General features: G+C 37.9%; 13 protein-coding genes. 7 read left to right on the top strand and 6 right to left on the bottom strand.

Annotation, left to right across the window (positions count from 1 at the left end):
* Positions 1 to 363 precede the first annotated feature (363 nt).
* The 5 genes from F6K27_RS18890 to F6K27_RS18910 all read right to left on the bottom strand — a co-directional run bounded on the left by F6K27_RS18890 (position 364) and on the right by F6K27_RS18910 (position 4,729).
* Complete coding sequence (locus tag F6K27_RS18890; RefSeq protein WP_287277285.1) at positions 364 to 3,024, bottom strand: GGDEF domain-containing response regulator; 2,661 nt, start codon at positions 3,022 to 3,024, stop codon at positions 364 to 366.
* A gap of 204 nt (positions 3,025 to 3,228) precedes the next feature.
* Positions 3,229 to 3,396, bottom strand: a complete 168-nt coding sequence (locus F6K27_RS18895) for a response regulator (protein WP_287277283.1) — start codon at positions 3,394 to 3,396, stop codon at positions 3,229 to 3,231.
* Positions 3,397 to 3,473: 77 nt separating this feature from the next.
* Positions 3,474 to 3,620, bottom strand: coding sequence for a hypothetical protein (locus F6K27_RS18900; protein ID WP_240038859.1), 147 nt, complete (start codon positions 3,618 to 3,620; stop codon positions 3,474 to 3,476).
* Positions 3,607 to 3,942, bottom strand: coding sequence for an ATP-binding protein (locus F6K27_RS18905; protein ID WP_287277282.1), 336 nt, complete (start codon positions 3,940 to 3,942; stop codon positions 3,607 to 3,609). Before F6K27_RS18905 ends, F6K27_RS18900 begins: the two co-directional genes overlap by 14 nt.
* 127 nt (positions 3,943 to 4,069) lie before the next feature.
* Positions 4,070 to 4,729: a PAS domain S-box protein gene (locus F6K27_RS18910; RefSeq protein WP_287277280.1), complete on the bottom strand. Its 660-nt coding sequence runs from the start codon at positions 4,727 to 4,729 to the stop codon at positions 4,070 to 4,072.
* Positions 4,730 to 5,257: 528 nt separating this feature from the next.
* On the opposite strand from F6K27_RS18910, the gene F6K27_RS18915 reads away from it, so the two are divergent.
* The 7 genes from F6K27_RS18915 to F6K27_RS18945 all read left to right on the top strand — a co-directional run bounded on the left by F6K27_RS18915 (position 5,258) and on the right by F6K27_RS18945 (position 14,811).
* Positions 5,258 to 6,790, top strand: coding sequence for a ferredoxin--nitrite reductase (locus tag F6K27_RS18915; protein WP_287277278.1), 1,533 nt, complete (start codon positions 5,258 to 5,260; stop codon positions 6,788 to 6,790).
* A gap of 144 nt (positions 6,791 to 6,934) precedes the next feature.
* Complete coding sequence (locus F6K27_RS18920) at positions 6,935 to 7,621, top strand: hypothetical protein (RefSeq protein WP_287277276.1); 687 nt, start codon at positions 6,935 to 6,937, stop codon at positions 7,619 to 7,621.
* Positions 7,622 to 7,956: 335 nt separating this feature from the next.
* Positions 7,957 to 9,474, top strand: a complete 1,518-nt coding sequence (locus F6K27_RS18925; protein ID WP_287277275.1) for an MFS transporter — start codon at positions 7,957 to 7,959, stop codon at positions 9,472 to 9,474.
* 1,121 nt (positions 9,475 to 10,595) lie between these two features.
* The gene (locus F6K27_RS18930; RefSeq protein ID WP_287277274.1) at positions 10,596 to 12,806 is read left to right on the top strand and encodes a molybdopterin oxidoreductase family protein; all 2,211 of its coding nucleotides are present in this window, start codon (positions 10,596 to 10,598) and stop codon (positions 12,804 to 12,806) included.
* Between the two features lie 58 nt (positions 12,807 to 12,864).
* Positions 12,865 to 13,719, top strand: a complete 855-nt coding sequence (locus tag F6K27_RS18935) for a transposase (protein ID WP_287277288.1) — start codon at positions 12,865 to 12,867, stop codon at positions 13,717 to 13,719.
* Positions 13,622 to 14,074, top strand: coding sequence for a zinc ribbon domain-containing protein (locus tag F6K27_RS18940; RefSeq protein ID WP_287277273.1), 453 nt, complete (start codon positions 13,622 to 13,624; stop codon positions 14,072 to 14,074). The genes F6K27_RS18935 and F6K27_RS18940 overlap by 98 nt, the downstream gene beginning before the upstream one ends.
* A 326-nt stretch (positions 14,075 to 14,400) precedes the next feature.
* Positions 14,401 to 14,811, top strand: a complete 411-nt coding sequence (locus F6K27_RS18945; protein WP_287277272.1) for a hypothetical protein — start codon at positions 14,401 to 14,403, stop codon at positions 14,809 to 14,811.
* A 198-nt stretch (positions 14,812 to 15,009) separates the two neighbouring features.
* On the opposite strand, the gene F6K27_RS18950 is transcribed toward F6K27_RS18945, so the two are convergent.
* Positions 15,010 to 15,231, bottom strand: a complete 222-nt coding sequence (locus tag F6K27_RS18950; protein ID WP_287277271.1) for a hypothetical protein — start codon at positions 15,229 to 15,231, stop codon at positions 15,010 to 15,012.
* Positions 15,232 to 15,707: the final 476 nt, after the last annotated feature.

The following is a 15,707-nucleotide window of genomic DNA, read 5'->3' on the forward strand; positions in this document are numbered from 1 at the left end:
AGAAAATGATCAACTGTTTCTCCTGCCAGCGAACGGACAATTGGCAGTTGTGATGAAGGATACAATATATATAGGACTACCATATTATTTGGCGTTGCACAGTGACGAATGATTTGATATTTTTGATTGAATTGGATTGTGGATTAATCAATTGCTAGAATGATTAATTAATGGTTATTTTTAGTCAAAATCTAAACCAATTTTTGGCAATATCATTCCATAATGTGCAACCCCCAATTTGGTATAATAGTTATATCATGTCCGGATAATTAGTGATGAAAAAATTTTCTCCTCTTCTTCCTTCTTCTTTTTATTTCCTCCTGACTCCTGACTCCTGACTCCTGACTCCTGACTCCTGACTCTTTAAACAGAAAACAAAAGTGCGCTGGGTTTGTCAAGATAAAAGCCTTGACCATAATCTATTCCTAAACTATTGACTTTGTTGAGAATTGACTCTGTTTCTATATATTCAGCTATTACTTTTAAATTCATTGCCCTGCCAATATGATGAATACCTTCTACTATTGCTTGAGTGACAGTATCTTTTTCCATCTTCTTAATAAACATCCCGTTAATCTTGAGATAATCTACTGGCAAGTTTGTGAGATCAGAAAAAGAAGACATTCCTTTGCCAAAATCATCTAAAGCAAAACTACAACCAACTTGTTTGAGAGACTGAATAAATTTTGCTGCTTTATCTAAATTAGTAATAGCTATGGTCTCAGTAATCTCAAAACAAATTTTTTGGGGAGGCACTTCAAAACAGGCAAATTGATGTTCGATAAATTCTAAAAAATGGCTATCGTTGATGCTAGCACCAGAAAGATTAACAGTAAAAATACAATCTCGGTGTGAATTATCAATTTTATGCAAAGACATGAAATATAGTAGATTTTTTACGACCCAACGGTCAATTATTGGCATTAGATGATAGCGCTCCGCTACTGGTAGGAAAGTAGCTGGTGAAACAATTTTACCTGAAGGATATCTAAATCTAAGCAAAACTTCATAAAGTCTTGCTTGTACACCTTCATGCAATGGGACAATTGCTTGTGAAAACAGACAAAAACCGTTTTCTCTTAAAGCATCTCGTAGTTGTGTAACTAAATTAATTTCTTGCTGTTGTTTCTCTAGACTTTCCATGGATATATAATAAATCCCTATGCGGTTTCTGCCAGAAGTTTTAGCATTGTAGAGAGCTGTATCTGCTGCTTTTAGCAATCTCTCTGGATTAGATGTTTTTGAGCAATTAGTATCTGCAACTCCTAAGCTACTTGTCACCCACTGACTTGTTGCTGAAGCTTGATGAGGAATTTTTAAAGCTTCAATTTCTGTTCTGATATTTTCTGCCACCTTAAGTGCTCCTTCCATGGGAGTATTTGGCAACACAACTACAAACTCTTCTCCACCATATCGGGCGACAAAATCTCCAGGGCGTTTCACTGTCGTTTGAATAGCTTTAGCTACTTGTTGCAAACATTTATCTCCCTGTTGATGGCCGTAGGTATCGTTATAAGGTTTAAAGTAGTCTATATCTAACATAATAATTGAGATGAGACCTTGTTCTCGCGCCAACCTTTTCCATTCTTGTTTAAATTTTTGCTCAAAATGACGACGGTTAAACACTCCTGTTAAATCATCAATATATGCAATTGCTTCTAATTCTTGATTAAGTTTTTCTAAGCGTTGATAAAGTTGAGCTTGTTGAATAGTGATCGCTGTCTGAGCTGCCAAGCGTCTTAATAAATCGGTTTCCGATATTTCCCACTGTCTATTTTCTCGACAATGATGAGCTATTAATAATCCCCAGACATTAATTTCTGAGTTGTCAGTATGATTTTTGTTTTTAGTTTCGTTTGTAATTAGGATAGGTAGCACTATATTTGCTTTCACCTGAAGTTCCCTGAGCATATCAATATGACATTGTTGCATCCCTGATTGATTAATATTATAAATAATACTAAAATATCCTTGTTTGTAACGTTCTAAAATATTGCTGTTGCGAAAACATGGATCGACTATTGTCATTCCTAACAGTGAAAGACAATTTGGTGCTAAAGATTCTTTTTCTACCACACCATGACCATTTGGTAAGAAACGGTAAATTAGTACCCGGTCGCACTGCAAAAACTCTCGCACCGACTCTACTGTCGTTTCTAATATTTCCTCTAAGTTTAAAGATTGATGAATTCTGTCAATCACCAGACTTAATAAATGCTCTTGTTTTCTGATTTTTTTGACTTCTAATTCGGCCAGTTGGCGCTTTGTAATATCTAGAATTGTGCCAAATATGCCGATTGATTCTAAGTTACTATTTGTGATTAAAGTCGTCTTTGTATAAAGATATCTCAGTGTTCCGTCCGGGCGAATTATTTCATATTCACATTCACATTTTTGTGTTTTCTCTAATATTAAAGCCATATTTTCCTCCCACAACTTTCTACTTTCGGGAACGAACATTTGGAGGAATTCTGCATAAGTTAGTGACTTTTGAGTCCCACTCAGACCAAAAATCCGAAATACTTCATCAGACCAAGTTATTTTCTGTGTTTTTAGGTTGAATTCCCAGTTACCTAAATGAGGAATTTTTTGTGCTTCTTGTAGTTTTGCTTGACTTTCTTGGAGGGCAATTAAATTTTTATTTCTTTCAATTGTATAACGAATTACTCGCTCTAATGTATATTCTCGAATTTCTAATTTATTCAAATAATCTGCTGCTCCAATTTTCATCGCCAGTAGGTCTAATTCTCGATCGCCTTGACCTGTGATGAATATAATTGGTGTCTGACAATTAAGTTCTATTGCTGTTTTGAGTAATTCTATCCCGTCTTTTTCTCCTAAACGATAGTCAAGCAAACAAACGTCATATTCTCCTGTTTCTATTGCAGCTAATCCCTCTTCATAAGTATTTTTCCAATCCAGGGATATGTTTGATGACTCTACTTTTGACAAGATGTCATCGATGGCAATAAAATCATCTTTATTATCTTCTATTAAGAGAAGATTAATAGTGTATTTTTGCATAAAAATCTGCTTGAATTTATATACTCTGAATTATCGTTATATTCAGGTAGACAATTGTCATTATAGCCAACATAAAGCATATAATACATATAATTTTCCCAGGAAATACTAGGCGGAAAAATTGCTCCAGCAGATTCAATATTTTCGAGCAGAGAGTTCAACAATTTCAAACCAATATCTACTCAAACCTTGAATGACTGCTATTCATCCCTCAAATGTTACTGGCTTGACAATAAATGAACTAATTCCTAATTGATAAGAAGTATAGATATCTTCTGCTTTAGAAGTAGTTAAAACTACAATAGGAATTAAACGTAAATTAGGGTCAGCTTTAATTTCTTTGAGAGCTTCTCTGCCATCTTTTTTTGGCATATTTAAGTCTAAAAAATTATTCCTGGCTGAGGTGAAGTTGTGATATCTGTATAAGCACCTCGATGATATAAAAAATATCATAATTCTTCCCCATCCTCAACAATATATAATTTATTAAGTAATTTACTTTCCTCAAAAGCTTCCATTGCCAAGAGACGATCGTCCTCATCATCTTCAGCCATGAGAATTGGTACTGGTGTTTTATTCAACTTAGATATGCTCATTTTGCTTATCTAAACTTTGTTCAATGGGCAAAGTAATCACAAAAGTAGTTCCTTGATTAGGGATACTACGATCAGTAATATTACCATTGTGTCTTTCTACTATTTTACGACATATTGTTAATCCTATACCAGTGTCTTGATATTGTTGCTTGCTATACAGGCGTTGGAAAGGTGTAAATATTCGGTCTAAATATTTTTCCTCAAAACCAATTCCATTGTCGGATACCATAATTTGAACTTGATTAGTTTCCGACTGTAAAATTGCTTCTACCTTGACAATGGGGTAATTTTCTGGTATACTAAATTCTAAGTGAATTGCCAATTAAGTTTTGGAACAATTGTCGCATTTGTATCGAGTCGGCCTGAATAGTAAGTAATTCTTCTACTTCCACCTGAGCTTTTGTTTGTTCAATGCGGTTCTCTAAGTCCTCAATAACTTCTTCTACTATTTAAGAAAAAGTTACAGGTACATAGGGTTGCGCTTTGGTCGTAATGCGTGAGAAGTCTAATAAATCCCTAATTAGAATTTGCATCCTGTTGGCAGAACTCTGCATTCTTTGTAGATAGTCTAGCCCTTTTTCATCCAACACTTCCCCATATTTAGCTTTGAGGCGATCGCCAAAGGTCTGAATTTTCCGTAGTGGTTCCTGCAAGTCCTGGGAAGCTACATAAGGAAAATCTTCTAGTTCTTGGTTACTGATTTTTAGCTGAGTAATGAGTCTTTGCTGTTGAGCTTCATTTTGCTTGCGGGGAGTAATATTTTGAATTTTAGCAATAAAATACAGAGGTTCGTCTGATGGATCTTTTGCTAGAGAAACACTCAAAATTATCCAGACAATATGACCTTCGTTGCTAATATAGCGCTTCTCCATATTATATTTGCTTTTTTTTCCTTCTAAGAGTTCCTGCACAAAGGCAAGGTCAACAGCTAGATCGTCAGGATAAGTAATTTTTTGGAAAGTTAACTGGATCAATTCAGCTTCACTGTAACCTATCATTTCGCACAAAGCATGGTTAACCTCGAAAAAATTTCCATCTAGTGATACCAGATCCATACCAATAGGTGCATCGTCAAAAGCTAGACGGAAGCGTTGTTCTTTTTCTTGCAATCTGTTGCAACCAGGAGATATTGGGGGTAAAGATATTTTATGTCCGCGCTCTTTCCTTCCACTGTTATTAAAGTGCGCTTGAGCACCCTAAAAAGTTCTGTATATTTACAATTTGGCTATTTCGCTGTTTGTCTGATTAATAATGACGACTGACTTGTAGTTTCTAGATTTCTAAGCTGACCCACATCCTTAATTACAGCACAAAAAACATGGAACAGTTAGTAGGCTTTGTCCCTATATCTCTTTTTCAGCTAAAATGCAATAAATGCATTTAAATAATACATAAAATTCATAAAACTATATATTTTGTAACAAATAATACGAATATTTAATTGAAACTCATTTACATTAGTCAGCAACAAATTAATAAAAATTTGACATGAGATGGTGACAACAGATGCAGAAATTTTAAACATTTTGATTTTCTAGTTGTCGGCTCAAAAAAATCAGTAATTGGGTCAATTCAAGCATCTTACAGTTAATTTTCCGAAAATTTATGAGATTGCCTACCAATGAGGATAGTTATAGATGACTGGCACAGTAGAACGCCAACAAAAACTAAATAAATTTGAGAAGTTTAAAGCAGAAAAAGATGGTCTGGCAGTGAAAACAGAACTAGAAAAATTTGCCAATATTGGCTGGGAAGCAATAGATAAAACTGACCGCGACCACAGACTAAAATGGTTAGGTGTATTCTTCCGACCAGTAACTCCAGGCAAATTTATGTTGCGGATGCGGATGCCAAATGGATTCATCACCAGTCAACAAATGGGAGTCTTGGCAGAAATAGTCCAACGGTATGGCGAAGACGGCAGCGCCGACATCACCACCAGACAAAACTTGCAACTGCGGGGAATTAGGATAGAAGATATCCCAGACATCTTCCATCGATTTGAACAAGTAGGTTTAACCACCGTTCAATCAGGCATGGATAATGTACGCAACATCACAGGTTCCCCAGTGGCCGGAATAGATGCTGATGAACTGTACGATACCCGTGAGTTAGTACAGCAAGTCCAAGACATGATTACTGGCAATAGCAAAGGCAACCCAGAATTTACCAATCTACCACGGAAATTTAATATAGCGATCGCCGGATGCCGTGATAATTCTGTCCATGCGGAAATAAATGATATTGCTTTTGTTCCTGCCTACAAAAACGATAAATTTGGCTTTAATGTTCTAGTTGGTGGCTTTTTCTCGGCCAAACGTTGTGCAGCAGCTATCCCTCTTAATGCTTGGGTAGAACCAAGTCAAGTTGTTGCCATCTGTCGGGCTATTCTAGAAGTATTTCGCGATAATGGCTCCCGAGGAAATCGCCAAAAATCAAGGCTAATGTGGCTGATAGATGAGTGGGGCTTAGATGAATTCCGCTCAAAAGTTCAGCAACAAATGGGGCAAATTCTAGAGACAGAAGCTCCAAAAGACGAAATTATCTGGGAAAAACGCGACCACATCGGGGTTTACAAACAAAAACAACCAGGATTAAATTATATTGGGTTGCACATTCCGGTTGGTAGGCTGTATGCTGACAATATGTTTGACCTAGCACGGCTAGCTGAGGTTTATGGCAATGGAGAAATTCGGCTGACTGTGGAACAAAATGTTATTATTCCTAATGTTCCTGAGTCTAGAATAGAACCATTCCTTGGGGAACCACTCCTAGAAAAATTTTCCATTAATCCTCAACCATTAACTCGGGCTGTAGTTTCATGCACAGGGGCACAGTTTTGTAACTTTGCTATGATTGAAACCAAAAGTCGCGCCCTAGCAGTGGCAAAGGAAGTTGAGGCTGAACTGTTCATCCCAAAACCAGTACGCATTCACTGGACTGGTTGCCCCAACTCTTGTGGACAGCCACAGGTTGCAGATATTGGTTTAATGGGTACTAAAGCGCGCAAAAATGGCAAAATGGTTGATAGTGTTGACCTGTACATGGGAGGCACAGTTGGCAAAGATGCTAAACTCGGCAGTTGCGTTCAAAAAGGTATTCCCTGTGAAGACCTCAAACCTATTTTACGAAATTTACTAATTGAAAATTTTGGTGCTAAACCAAAGTAAGTTTTCAATCAAGGGTGTTTCAAAAGTCTATCAGAAATCTTACAAATAAAGACCGGAGAAGCTTAAATAGCGTTTCTCAAATTTAGTCTCACGGACAAAATTTATTACATTCAAAGCACAATAACAATAAGGAGAATCTCAACAATGTCTACTACAGTTAATGCTTCTAACAATTCACCCGAAACTGCAAAATCTCTAGGTCTGAAAATTCTGTCTGTAGTCGGGTTAACACTATTTGCTGGTTCTTATGTCAATAGTTGGCAGAGTTCTCTAGCAGAATATGCTCAACAACAAGAACAAGAAGCAGAAGAAACAATAGTTGCTACATCCACTACTGATACTCCTACTATTATAGCCAGCGCACCCACATCAAAACCTACTATTGCTCCATCAACTGCTGTAGTTTCTTCCGCAGTTAATACTACCGAGTCAGTCTCAGCAGTTAATACAGTACCTGTTGCAGAAACTTCATCCATAGAAACTCAAGTAACTATGGCAGCAGTTCCAGAAACTCAAGCAGCACCAAAAGTTATTACTGACTCAAATACTCTTGAGAAATTAAACTCAATGCTGTACAACCAGATCGACCAAGCTTGGAAACAATATCCAACTTTTTCTGAAAATTTAGCCTATCGAGTCACAATGAACTCTGCAGGAATGGTTGCCAAGTATGAACATATAAATAAAGCAGCTTCCGAGTACATTGGGGAAACTCCTCTAGCCAAATTGGCTAACTCTAGTATTATTGATGAGAACAAACCAACAGCAGAATATTTAGTGCTACTAACTCCCAATGGTGTACTTCAAGTTAACCAATGGTTAACCAAATAGGTCTTTGGTTTGAGGTAATACATAGTAGGTGTTAGGTAGAAATTTATATATAATTCACTACTAACTAAAAATTGCACTGATAGCGATGAAAGTAAGAAACTTTTTGATGCTAAAGTGCTGAAAAATCTGCAAAATACATAAATTATAATTTTTGCCTACCTACTATGTTATCAGAAAAAAATTGAATTGTTCGCTTTAAACTAACACTTCACTCTGGTACTAATTTAATTCACAAATTTCATAACTGCCTCAGATTATTTTTAGTTAGACTTGTCAGCGAAATTAATCTTTGTTTGTAACCTTATATAGCCTTAATAATTGTAATTCAACAGAATATGTTAACAGAACTTTGGTCTTTTAGGGGCCGTTACCGTATACTCCATTTAACTTGGTTTGCTTTTTTTCTATCATTTGTTGTTTGGTTTAACTTAGCCCCATTAGCAACATCATTAAAAGCAGACTTTGGTTTAGAAACTTCTCAAATTAGAACTATTGCTATCTGTAACGTTGCACTAACAGTACCTGCCCGAATTATTATCGGGATGTTATTGGACAAATACGGACCGAGAATTACCTATTCACTGTTACTAATGTATGCAGCTATTCCCTGTATAGGTTTTGCTCTTGCACAGAATTTCAGCCAGTTAGTTATCAGTCGTTTGGCACTGAGTATTGTTGGTGCTGGTTTCGTTATTGGTATCCGCATGGTCGCTGAATGGTTTCCCCCTAAAGAAATAGGTTTGGCAGAAGGTATTTATGGCGGTTGGGGTAACTTTGGTTCTGCTGCTTCTGCTTTTACCCTTCCTACTGTAGCTGCTGTGTTAACTTTTGGTGCCGGTGAGATATTGAACTGGCGGTTATCGATCGCTCTGACAGGTATTATAGCTGCACTTTATGGTGCGTTTTATTTCTTCAATGTTCAAGATACCCCTCCTGGTAAGGTGTATAAAAAACCTAAGCGTGCCACAGGTTTAGAAGTTACAACCCAGAAAGATTTTATCTTCCTAATTTTGATGAATCTTCCTTTAACAGGAGTTCTTTGTTTACTAGCTTGGCGATTGAGTAAAGTTGGTTTTCTATCTCAAGGTCAACTTTATATTGTCTGGCTATTGCTCTTAGGTTTGTACGCTTTCCAAACTTATAACTGTTGGGCAGCTAATAAAGAGTTGATGGCAGGTGATAAGCGTTATCCTCCTGCTGACCGCTATCAGTTTTCTCAAGTGGCAATTTTAGAACTCACTTATTTTGTTAACTTCGGTTCTGAGTTAGCAGTAGTTTCTATGCTTCCTGCTTTCTTTGAAAATACTTTTGGCCTGGATAAAGCCGTGGCAGGGATGATAGCAGCTAGCTATGCTTTCATGAACTTGGCATCTCGTCCTGGTGGTGGTTTAATTTCAGACAAACTTGGTAGTCGGAAGTTGACAATGACAGTATTGACTGCTGGGATGGGAATTGGTTATCTCACATTTGGTCGTGTAACTGGAGGTTGGTGGCTACCTGCTGCTGTGTTACTTACTATGATGTGTTCTTTCTTTGTGCAAGCTGCTGAAGGTTCTACTTTTGCTATAGTTCCTTTAATTAAGCGCCGAGTTACAGGTCAAATTGCTGGTAATGTTGGTGCTTATGGTAACGTAGGTGCGGTAGTTTATCTGACTACGTTTAGTTTATTGCCTGAAGGTGCTGTTGGTAATCGAATTTTCTTTGAAGTTCTCGGTGTAATGTCAATAATTGTGGCGTTCCTGTGTGCTTTCTTCTTGAAAGAGCCAGAGGGTTCATTTGCCGAGCACCATAAGGATGAAGAGGATGAAGAGAAAGTGAATCTAGAATCTGTTCCTATGTTTGCTGAAGATTAATGCCCACTTATTTCATTTAGTTTAGTTGCAGTTAAGCTCTGCTGATTAGAGAATGTGGCAGGTTTATTACTTTTCCTACTCTTGTCCTGATTTTCTGTTAATATCATGTGCCCCCTTCGGGGGAGCTATGCTTACGGTAGAACAGTTATCATCAAGTCCGTAGTTTTGCTCTAGCTCTCATATTAAGTATTGCACAGGCTCAAGCCCAACTACAAACAAAAACTTTATTATAAGTAATTATCTATTAGCGTAGCTCCCCTGGAGGGGGGCAGGATTAATTCATTCTCGTCAGAGAATATTTATATGGATATGAAATACATTTAATTGTGCAAATATTAAGAATCTCCCCATATCCCCAAATTCCCCTCCTAGAAGGGGTTAGGGGTGAGTCCCCATCTCCCCATCTCCCCATCAATTTTTCTAAGCGTGACAATAAATTGACCCTGCCCAGAGGGGACAAATAATATAAAATGCTCCCTATTCCTAATTATGTATAAGTATCGGTACTTTGGCAAAAAATATGTTAATAACAGGATCAAACCCTTATATAGTCTAGGTTTTACATTGAAAAAACCTTTTTCCTGATATATCTAGGTTTTCCTGCGGAATGCTACGCAAAGAGGCATTTTTAGCCAGAGCAACGTATTTCCCTTGCCCCTACTAACTTTGAAGGCATTTTCGCTGTAAAGAATATCAAAGTACCGGTATTCAACTGAATATAATATTATTTCAGCCTGAATTAGTAAATTTTGGTTTTTACTAAAGGTTTTTACTAAAATTTATCAATGAAAAAATTTAGGTAGGGTAAACGTTTTGTGACTCTTTGTTCAATGACAAAACCTACGATTTTAAAACTGTATTAAAACGTATCCAATGTGACAGATAATTTTTCATAAAGTCTTCAATAATAAACAAAAATTAAATTCACAATCATAAAACTTAAATATTGATATTAAGTATTATATTATATTAATTATAAATAGCAAAAAATCAGGGAAAGTTTAGCAGCAGAAGTTATTCTGCTGGAATACAAAATTAAATTATTTAACATCCAAATGTAAATGATATTCGCTTGAATTTAACTTGTTCGTCTGCCAATAAAATTATTCTTAAAGTAAACTATGGAACCTACCAAAACTCTTTGCCCTTATTGTGGAGTTGGCTGTGGCTTAGATGTATTACCGCCAGCAATTCCTGGAAAAGCAACAAATCGAGATAGCAAAGGTAATCCCATTTGGCAAGTGCGGGGCGATCGCTCTCATCCCTCAAGTCAAGGCAAAGTTTGTGTAAAAGGTGCCACCGTTACTGAATCATTGGATAAAAGTCGCCTCAAATATCCAATGATGCGTGATACTCTAGATGAACCCTTCCGTCGCGTTACTTGGGAGGAAGCTTTTAATCGGATTATTAATCGGATTCAAACTGTACGCTTCACCCAAGGACCAGATGCAATTTGTATGTACGGGTCTGGTCAGTTTCAAACAGAGGATTATTATGTAGCTCAGAAATTGCTCAAAGGATGTCTGGGAACTAATAACTTTGACGCTAACTCTCGTCTGTGTATGTCTTCGGCAGTATCGGGATATATTCAAAGTTTTGGTTCTGACGGTCCCCCCTGTTGCTACGACGATTTAGAAAAAACAGACTGTGCATTTTTAATCGGTACTAATACAGCTGAATGTCACCCCATTGTATTTAATCGTCTGCGGGTTTACCACAAGAAAAATAGGAAAGTGAAAATGATCGTGGTAGACCCCCGTCGTACTAAAACAGCAGAAGTAGCAGATTTGCATTTGGCTATTCGACCAGGTACGGATATCGATCTACTTAACGGTATTGCTCATCTACTCATGCGTTGGGGAGCGATCGATGCTACATTCATTGATGAATGTACGACTGGTTTTCCTGAATACACTGATGTGATTCGTCACTCCCCACCCGATCTAGTTGCACGCCACTGCGGTATTCGTTTGGATGATTTGGAAACGGCAGCTCGTTATTGGAGTCAGTCAAAGCAAGTGTTATCTTTGTGGTCAATGGGGATGAATCAGTCCTCTGAGGGGACGGCAAAAGTCCGTACTCTGATTAATTTGCATTTGATGACAGGTAATATTGGTAAACCGGGTGCAGGACCGTTTTCACTGACTGGTCAACCCAATGCTATGGGTGGTAGGGAAGCAGGAGGATTGGCTCATATTTTGCCTGGTTATCGGGTGGTGAAAAATCCCCAACATCGGGCTGATTTGGAAAAGTTATGGGGATTGACTCCTGGGCAAATTTCTGCTGTTCCTGGTCGTACTGCTTGGGAGATGATTACGGCTTTAGAACGTCAAGAATTAGGTTGTTTGTGGATTGCAGCGACTAATCCAGCGGTGAGTATGCCAGATTTAGAGCGGACTAAGGCAGCTTTGTTACGATCGCCTTTTACTGTTTATCAGGATGCTTATTATCCTACTGAAACAGCGGAATATGCTCATCTGTTGTTACCTGCTGCTCAGTGGGGAGAAAAAACAGGCACAATGACAAACTCGGAGCGAATGGTAACTTTGTGTACTGCATTCCGCGAACCCCTGGGAGAAGCAAAAGCAGATTGGGAAATTTTTGCAGAGGTGGGTCGCCGTTTAGGATTTACAAATCAGTTTGATTTTGCTGACTCGGAAGCAGTGAGAGCTGAATTTCTTGAGTTGACACGCGATCGCCCTTGCGACCAAACTGATATTACCTACGAGCGATTACGGGAAAAAGGTCCGATTCAGTGGCCTTGCCCCGATAGTAGTGGGGTATCTCAGAAGCGTCTGTATACTAATTTCCGATTTAATACTCCTGATGGCAGGGCACGGTTTGCTACATTTTACTCTCAAGGTTTAGCAGAGCCACCAAATTTTGATTATCCTTTTGTGTTGACAACAGGGCGCTTATATGCTCATTGGCATACTCAAACACGCACAGGACGCATTGATAAAATTAGAAAAATGCACCCGATGCCTTTTATAGAAATTCATCCAAAGGATGCTCAGAAGTTAGAGATTGAAGAAAATGATTGGGTAGAGGTGCGATCGCGACGAGGTGCAGCAAGATTTCCAGCAAAAGTGACTAAAGCTATTACTCCAGGCACTGTATTTGTGCCGATGCACTGGGGGGCACTATGGGCAAATCAAGCAGAGGCAAATGCTTTGACTCATCCTCAAGTTTGTCCTGAGTCTGGGCAACCAGAGTTAAAAGCTTGTGCGGTGCAGTTGAGGCCAATTAAATTTGAAACTGCTGTTATGGAAGATTTGATGGAATCAGAGTATTCTGTAGAAAGATCGTCAGCGATATCTATGAAGGGGTGATATGGCGCTACGCGCAAGTCAGAAGTTATGAGGATGTAGGTGTAAGTTGGGTTGAAGAATAAAACCCAACGTCGTCTGGAACGATAGCCTAGCTTGCTGCCAACAAAAGTATAAATCAGAAGAAAAGAAGCCCACTAATGCTGAACTTCAAAAACAGTTGATCACATCTGCTAAAAAGACTGTAGACAGAGAATGGTTATCAGAGGTTTCTGCTATTCCATTACAGCAATCTTTAAATGATTTAAACCAAGCTTATCAAAACTTTTTTCAATCAACCAAAGGTAAGAGAAAAGGTAAACCTATAAAACCTCCACGATTCAAAAAAAGGAAATCAAGACAGACTGCTAAGTTTACAAAAGGAGGGTTTAAAATTGGTCAACATAAAGTTTATTTAGCCAAAATAGGAAAACTGAAAATTGTGTGGTCGAGAGAATTACCTGCTTCTCCATCATCAGTAACATTAATCAAAGATTCAGCTAATAGATATTTCTTAAGTTTTGTAGTAGAAATACAATCAGAAACTTTATCTGAAAATGAAAATTCAGTAGGTATAGATTTAGGTATTAAAACCTTTGCTACATTGAGTGACGGTACAAAGATTGATGCTCCTAAGGCACTCAAAAAACGAATCAAGAAATATCGAAAGTTAAGTAAGTTATTATCTAACAAAACCTTAGGGTCGAAACGATATGAAAAAGCTAGACTGAGAGTTGCTAAGTTCCATGCCAAATTAAAGGATACTAGGACAGATTTTTTGCATAAATTATCTACTGAAATAATTCGTGAAAACCAAACAATTGTTCTAGAAGACTTGTTTGCGAAGCATTCCGAAGGAAACGTTTCAGGTATGGTCAAAAACCGCAACCCACCCCCATCCCCTCCTGGGAGGGGAGCAAGAGGGGTGGGTTTCTGATTTAGGCTGGAGACAATTCCGGACTTTTTTAGAAGGGAAAGCAGAAAAATACGGTCGTGATTTTAGAGTAATCAGTCGTTGGGAACCAACATCCCAAATGTGCTCGTGTTGTGGTTTCAAAGGTGGTAAATTAGACTTATCAGTGCGAGAGTGGGAATGTCTCAACTGTGGTACAAAACACGACAGAGACGAGAATGCAGCAATAAATATATTAGTCGCGGGTGGGCAATCCGAGACAAAAAACGGGCATGGAGGCAAGTGTAACCCACCCCCATCCCCTCCCGGGAGGGGAGCAAGAGGGGTGGGTGCAGCAGCCTGTGAGATGCCAACCCGCCGAGGAGCCACGGCTCGGTAGGAATCCCCGTGCCTTTAGGCCGGGGAGGATGTCAACAAGGTTCTATATAGTTCTCTATTTTGTGTTTCCCAATATTTTTGTAGTGCTTCTGCGAAGAGCAAAAAAACTTTTTCAGTGGACTATAATTATAACACTATCATTCATAAGGATGCAGCTTTCTTTAGATTTTCTTTATAAATTAGCTCTTAGTCGTAATGTCATAAGTTAAACTTATTTTGTTATTTAATATAAATTATTTATATTTTTCAACAAATATCTTTGCAAAAACTTAAACAATTTAGTAATATGAAGAAAAGCAAAAGTTCAAACATAGGAAACCACAAACCATGAAGAACCCAACTATTGCAATTACAACAACAGCCAAAAAACACATTAATCAACAAACTCTGAACTCCTCATTCGATGAACTCACTGATATGGAACTGGAAATGTTAGTGTGGGAAAAGGGGATCTTAACAAAGCAAACTAAACCTGGTCAGCTTGGCGAAGAAAAATCAGAAAGCTTCTTCTCCTATGAAAAATTAGAACTAGAACAATTTCCCAGGCAAACAAATAGTTTACGCAGACAAAGAACAAGAATTTTAGAAGAATTAGATGAATTATCAGCAGAAGTAGAAAGGTTCTTATCGGCAGAAGAAAGTTCACTTGATGAAGAATCAGAAAGCTTATCCTCCCATGAACAATTAGAACTAAAAGAATTAGTAGACGAATTAGAAGTATCAGTAAAAGAATTATAAGCAGATGGAGAAATTTAAACCTGAAATATCATGTTTTTTCTCAACTCTGTTAATGTAAAATGGGCAGCTTTTCCCTGACCTTGTTCAAATTTTGTTATTCCTTAGTGAATTGCCCCTACTGATTCACCATAATCTATTTGGTTTAAAGCCCCAGACTGAAATTGATTCAATGCTAAATTACTCAAACTATCTACTTCATTAATCAAACTTTGTCTTTCCGCACGTTGCTATTGCCACACCGCCTACACAGCAAATAATGACATGATCGCCAAACCACCTGTTAACCCAGAAATAAGTTTTTGTCACTCTCTCTCGTATTTTCCTACTTTTCTCAACATACTCCCTCTCTTTTTCCGGAATTTTTTGCTCTGCTTTTTCCAACCAACTTTCTGCCTCTTTTAACAAACCCTCTTGCAGCAAAAAGTAATCCTTCCTTTCCTTTTCTCACTTATACCATTTATCAAAAACTTTTCTACGTTTTCTTGAGTAGGGGAGTAGGTGAGTAGGGGAGTGGGGGAGAAGTAAACATAAGAACAATTAATATTAAATTAGCTCAAATTAGCATGCAAAGTGATTTAACTTGTTTTAATTACTTAATAACTGAAGTGCTGCCTAAGTATAGCATTACTTTTGGGAATTAGTATTACTCAAATTATCCCTTAATATCATGTCCGGTAGCATCGTTTGTGTATAAAATTAAGGTGACAATAGGGGAAAACCTTTCAAAGGGGGGTTAGGGGGGATACATAGCTGCCTTACTCAAACCCCTAATTAGGGTTTTCTGAAAAAGTCTTATGGGTAAGGGTAGGAGACAACCCACCCCTAACCCCTCCTAGGAGGGGAAGACAGGAGTCAGGAGGAAAGAGAATGCGCGAAACATTTGCTCTTGGATGAAG

The organism is Okeania sp. SIO2F5, assembly GCF_010692685.1.
Classification (GTDB): Bacteria; Cyanobacteriota; Cyanobacteriia; order Cyanobacteriales; family Microcoleaceae; genus Okeania; species Okeania hirsuta.

Bases quoted from the DNA above. Each gene is read 5' to 3' on its own strand.
- F6K27_RS18890 (WP_287277285.1), bottom strand. From the start codon at position 3,024: ATGCAAAAATACACTATTAATCTTCTCTTAATAGAAGATAATAAAGAT.
- F6K27_RS18895 (WP_287277283.1), bottom strand. From the start codon at position 3,396: ATGCCAAAAAAAGATGGCAGAGAAGCTCTCAAAGAAATTAAAGCTGAC.
- F6K27_RS18900 (WP_240038859.1), bottom strand. From the start codon at position 3,620: ATGAGCATATCTAAGTTGAATAAAACACCAGTACCAATTCTCATGGCT.
- F6K27_RS18915 (WP_287277278.1), top strand. From the start codon at position 5,258: ATGACTGGCACAGTAGAACGCCAACAAAAACTAAATAAATTTGAGAAG.
- F6K27_RS18920 (WP_287277276.1), top strand. From the start codon at position 6,935: ATGTCTACTACAGTTAATGCTTCTAACAATTCACCCGAAACTGCAAAA.
- F6K27_RS18925 (WP_287277275.1), top strand. From the start codon at position 7,957: ATGTTAACAGAACTTTGGTCTTTTAGGGGCCGTTACCGTATACTCCAT.
- F6K27_RS18930 (WP_287277274.1), top strand. From the start codon at position 10,596: ATGGAACCTACCAAAACTCTTTGCCCTTATTGTGGAGTTGGCTGTGGC.
- F6K27_RS18945 (WP_287277272.1), top strand. From the start codon at position 14,401: ATGAAGAACCCAACTATTGCAATTACAACAACAGCCAAAAAACACATT.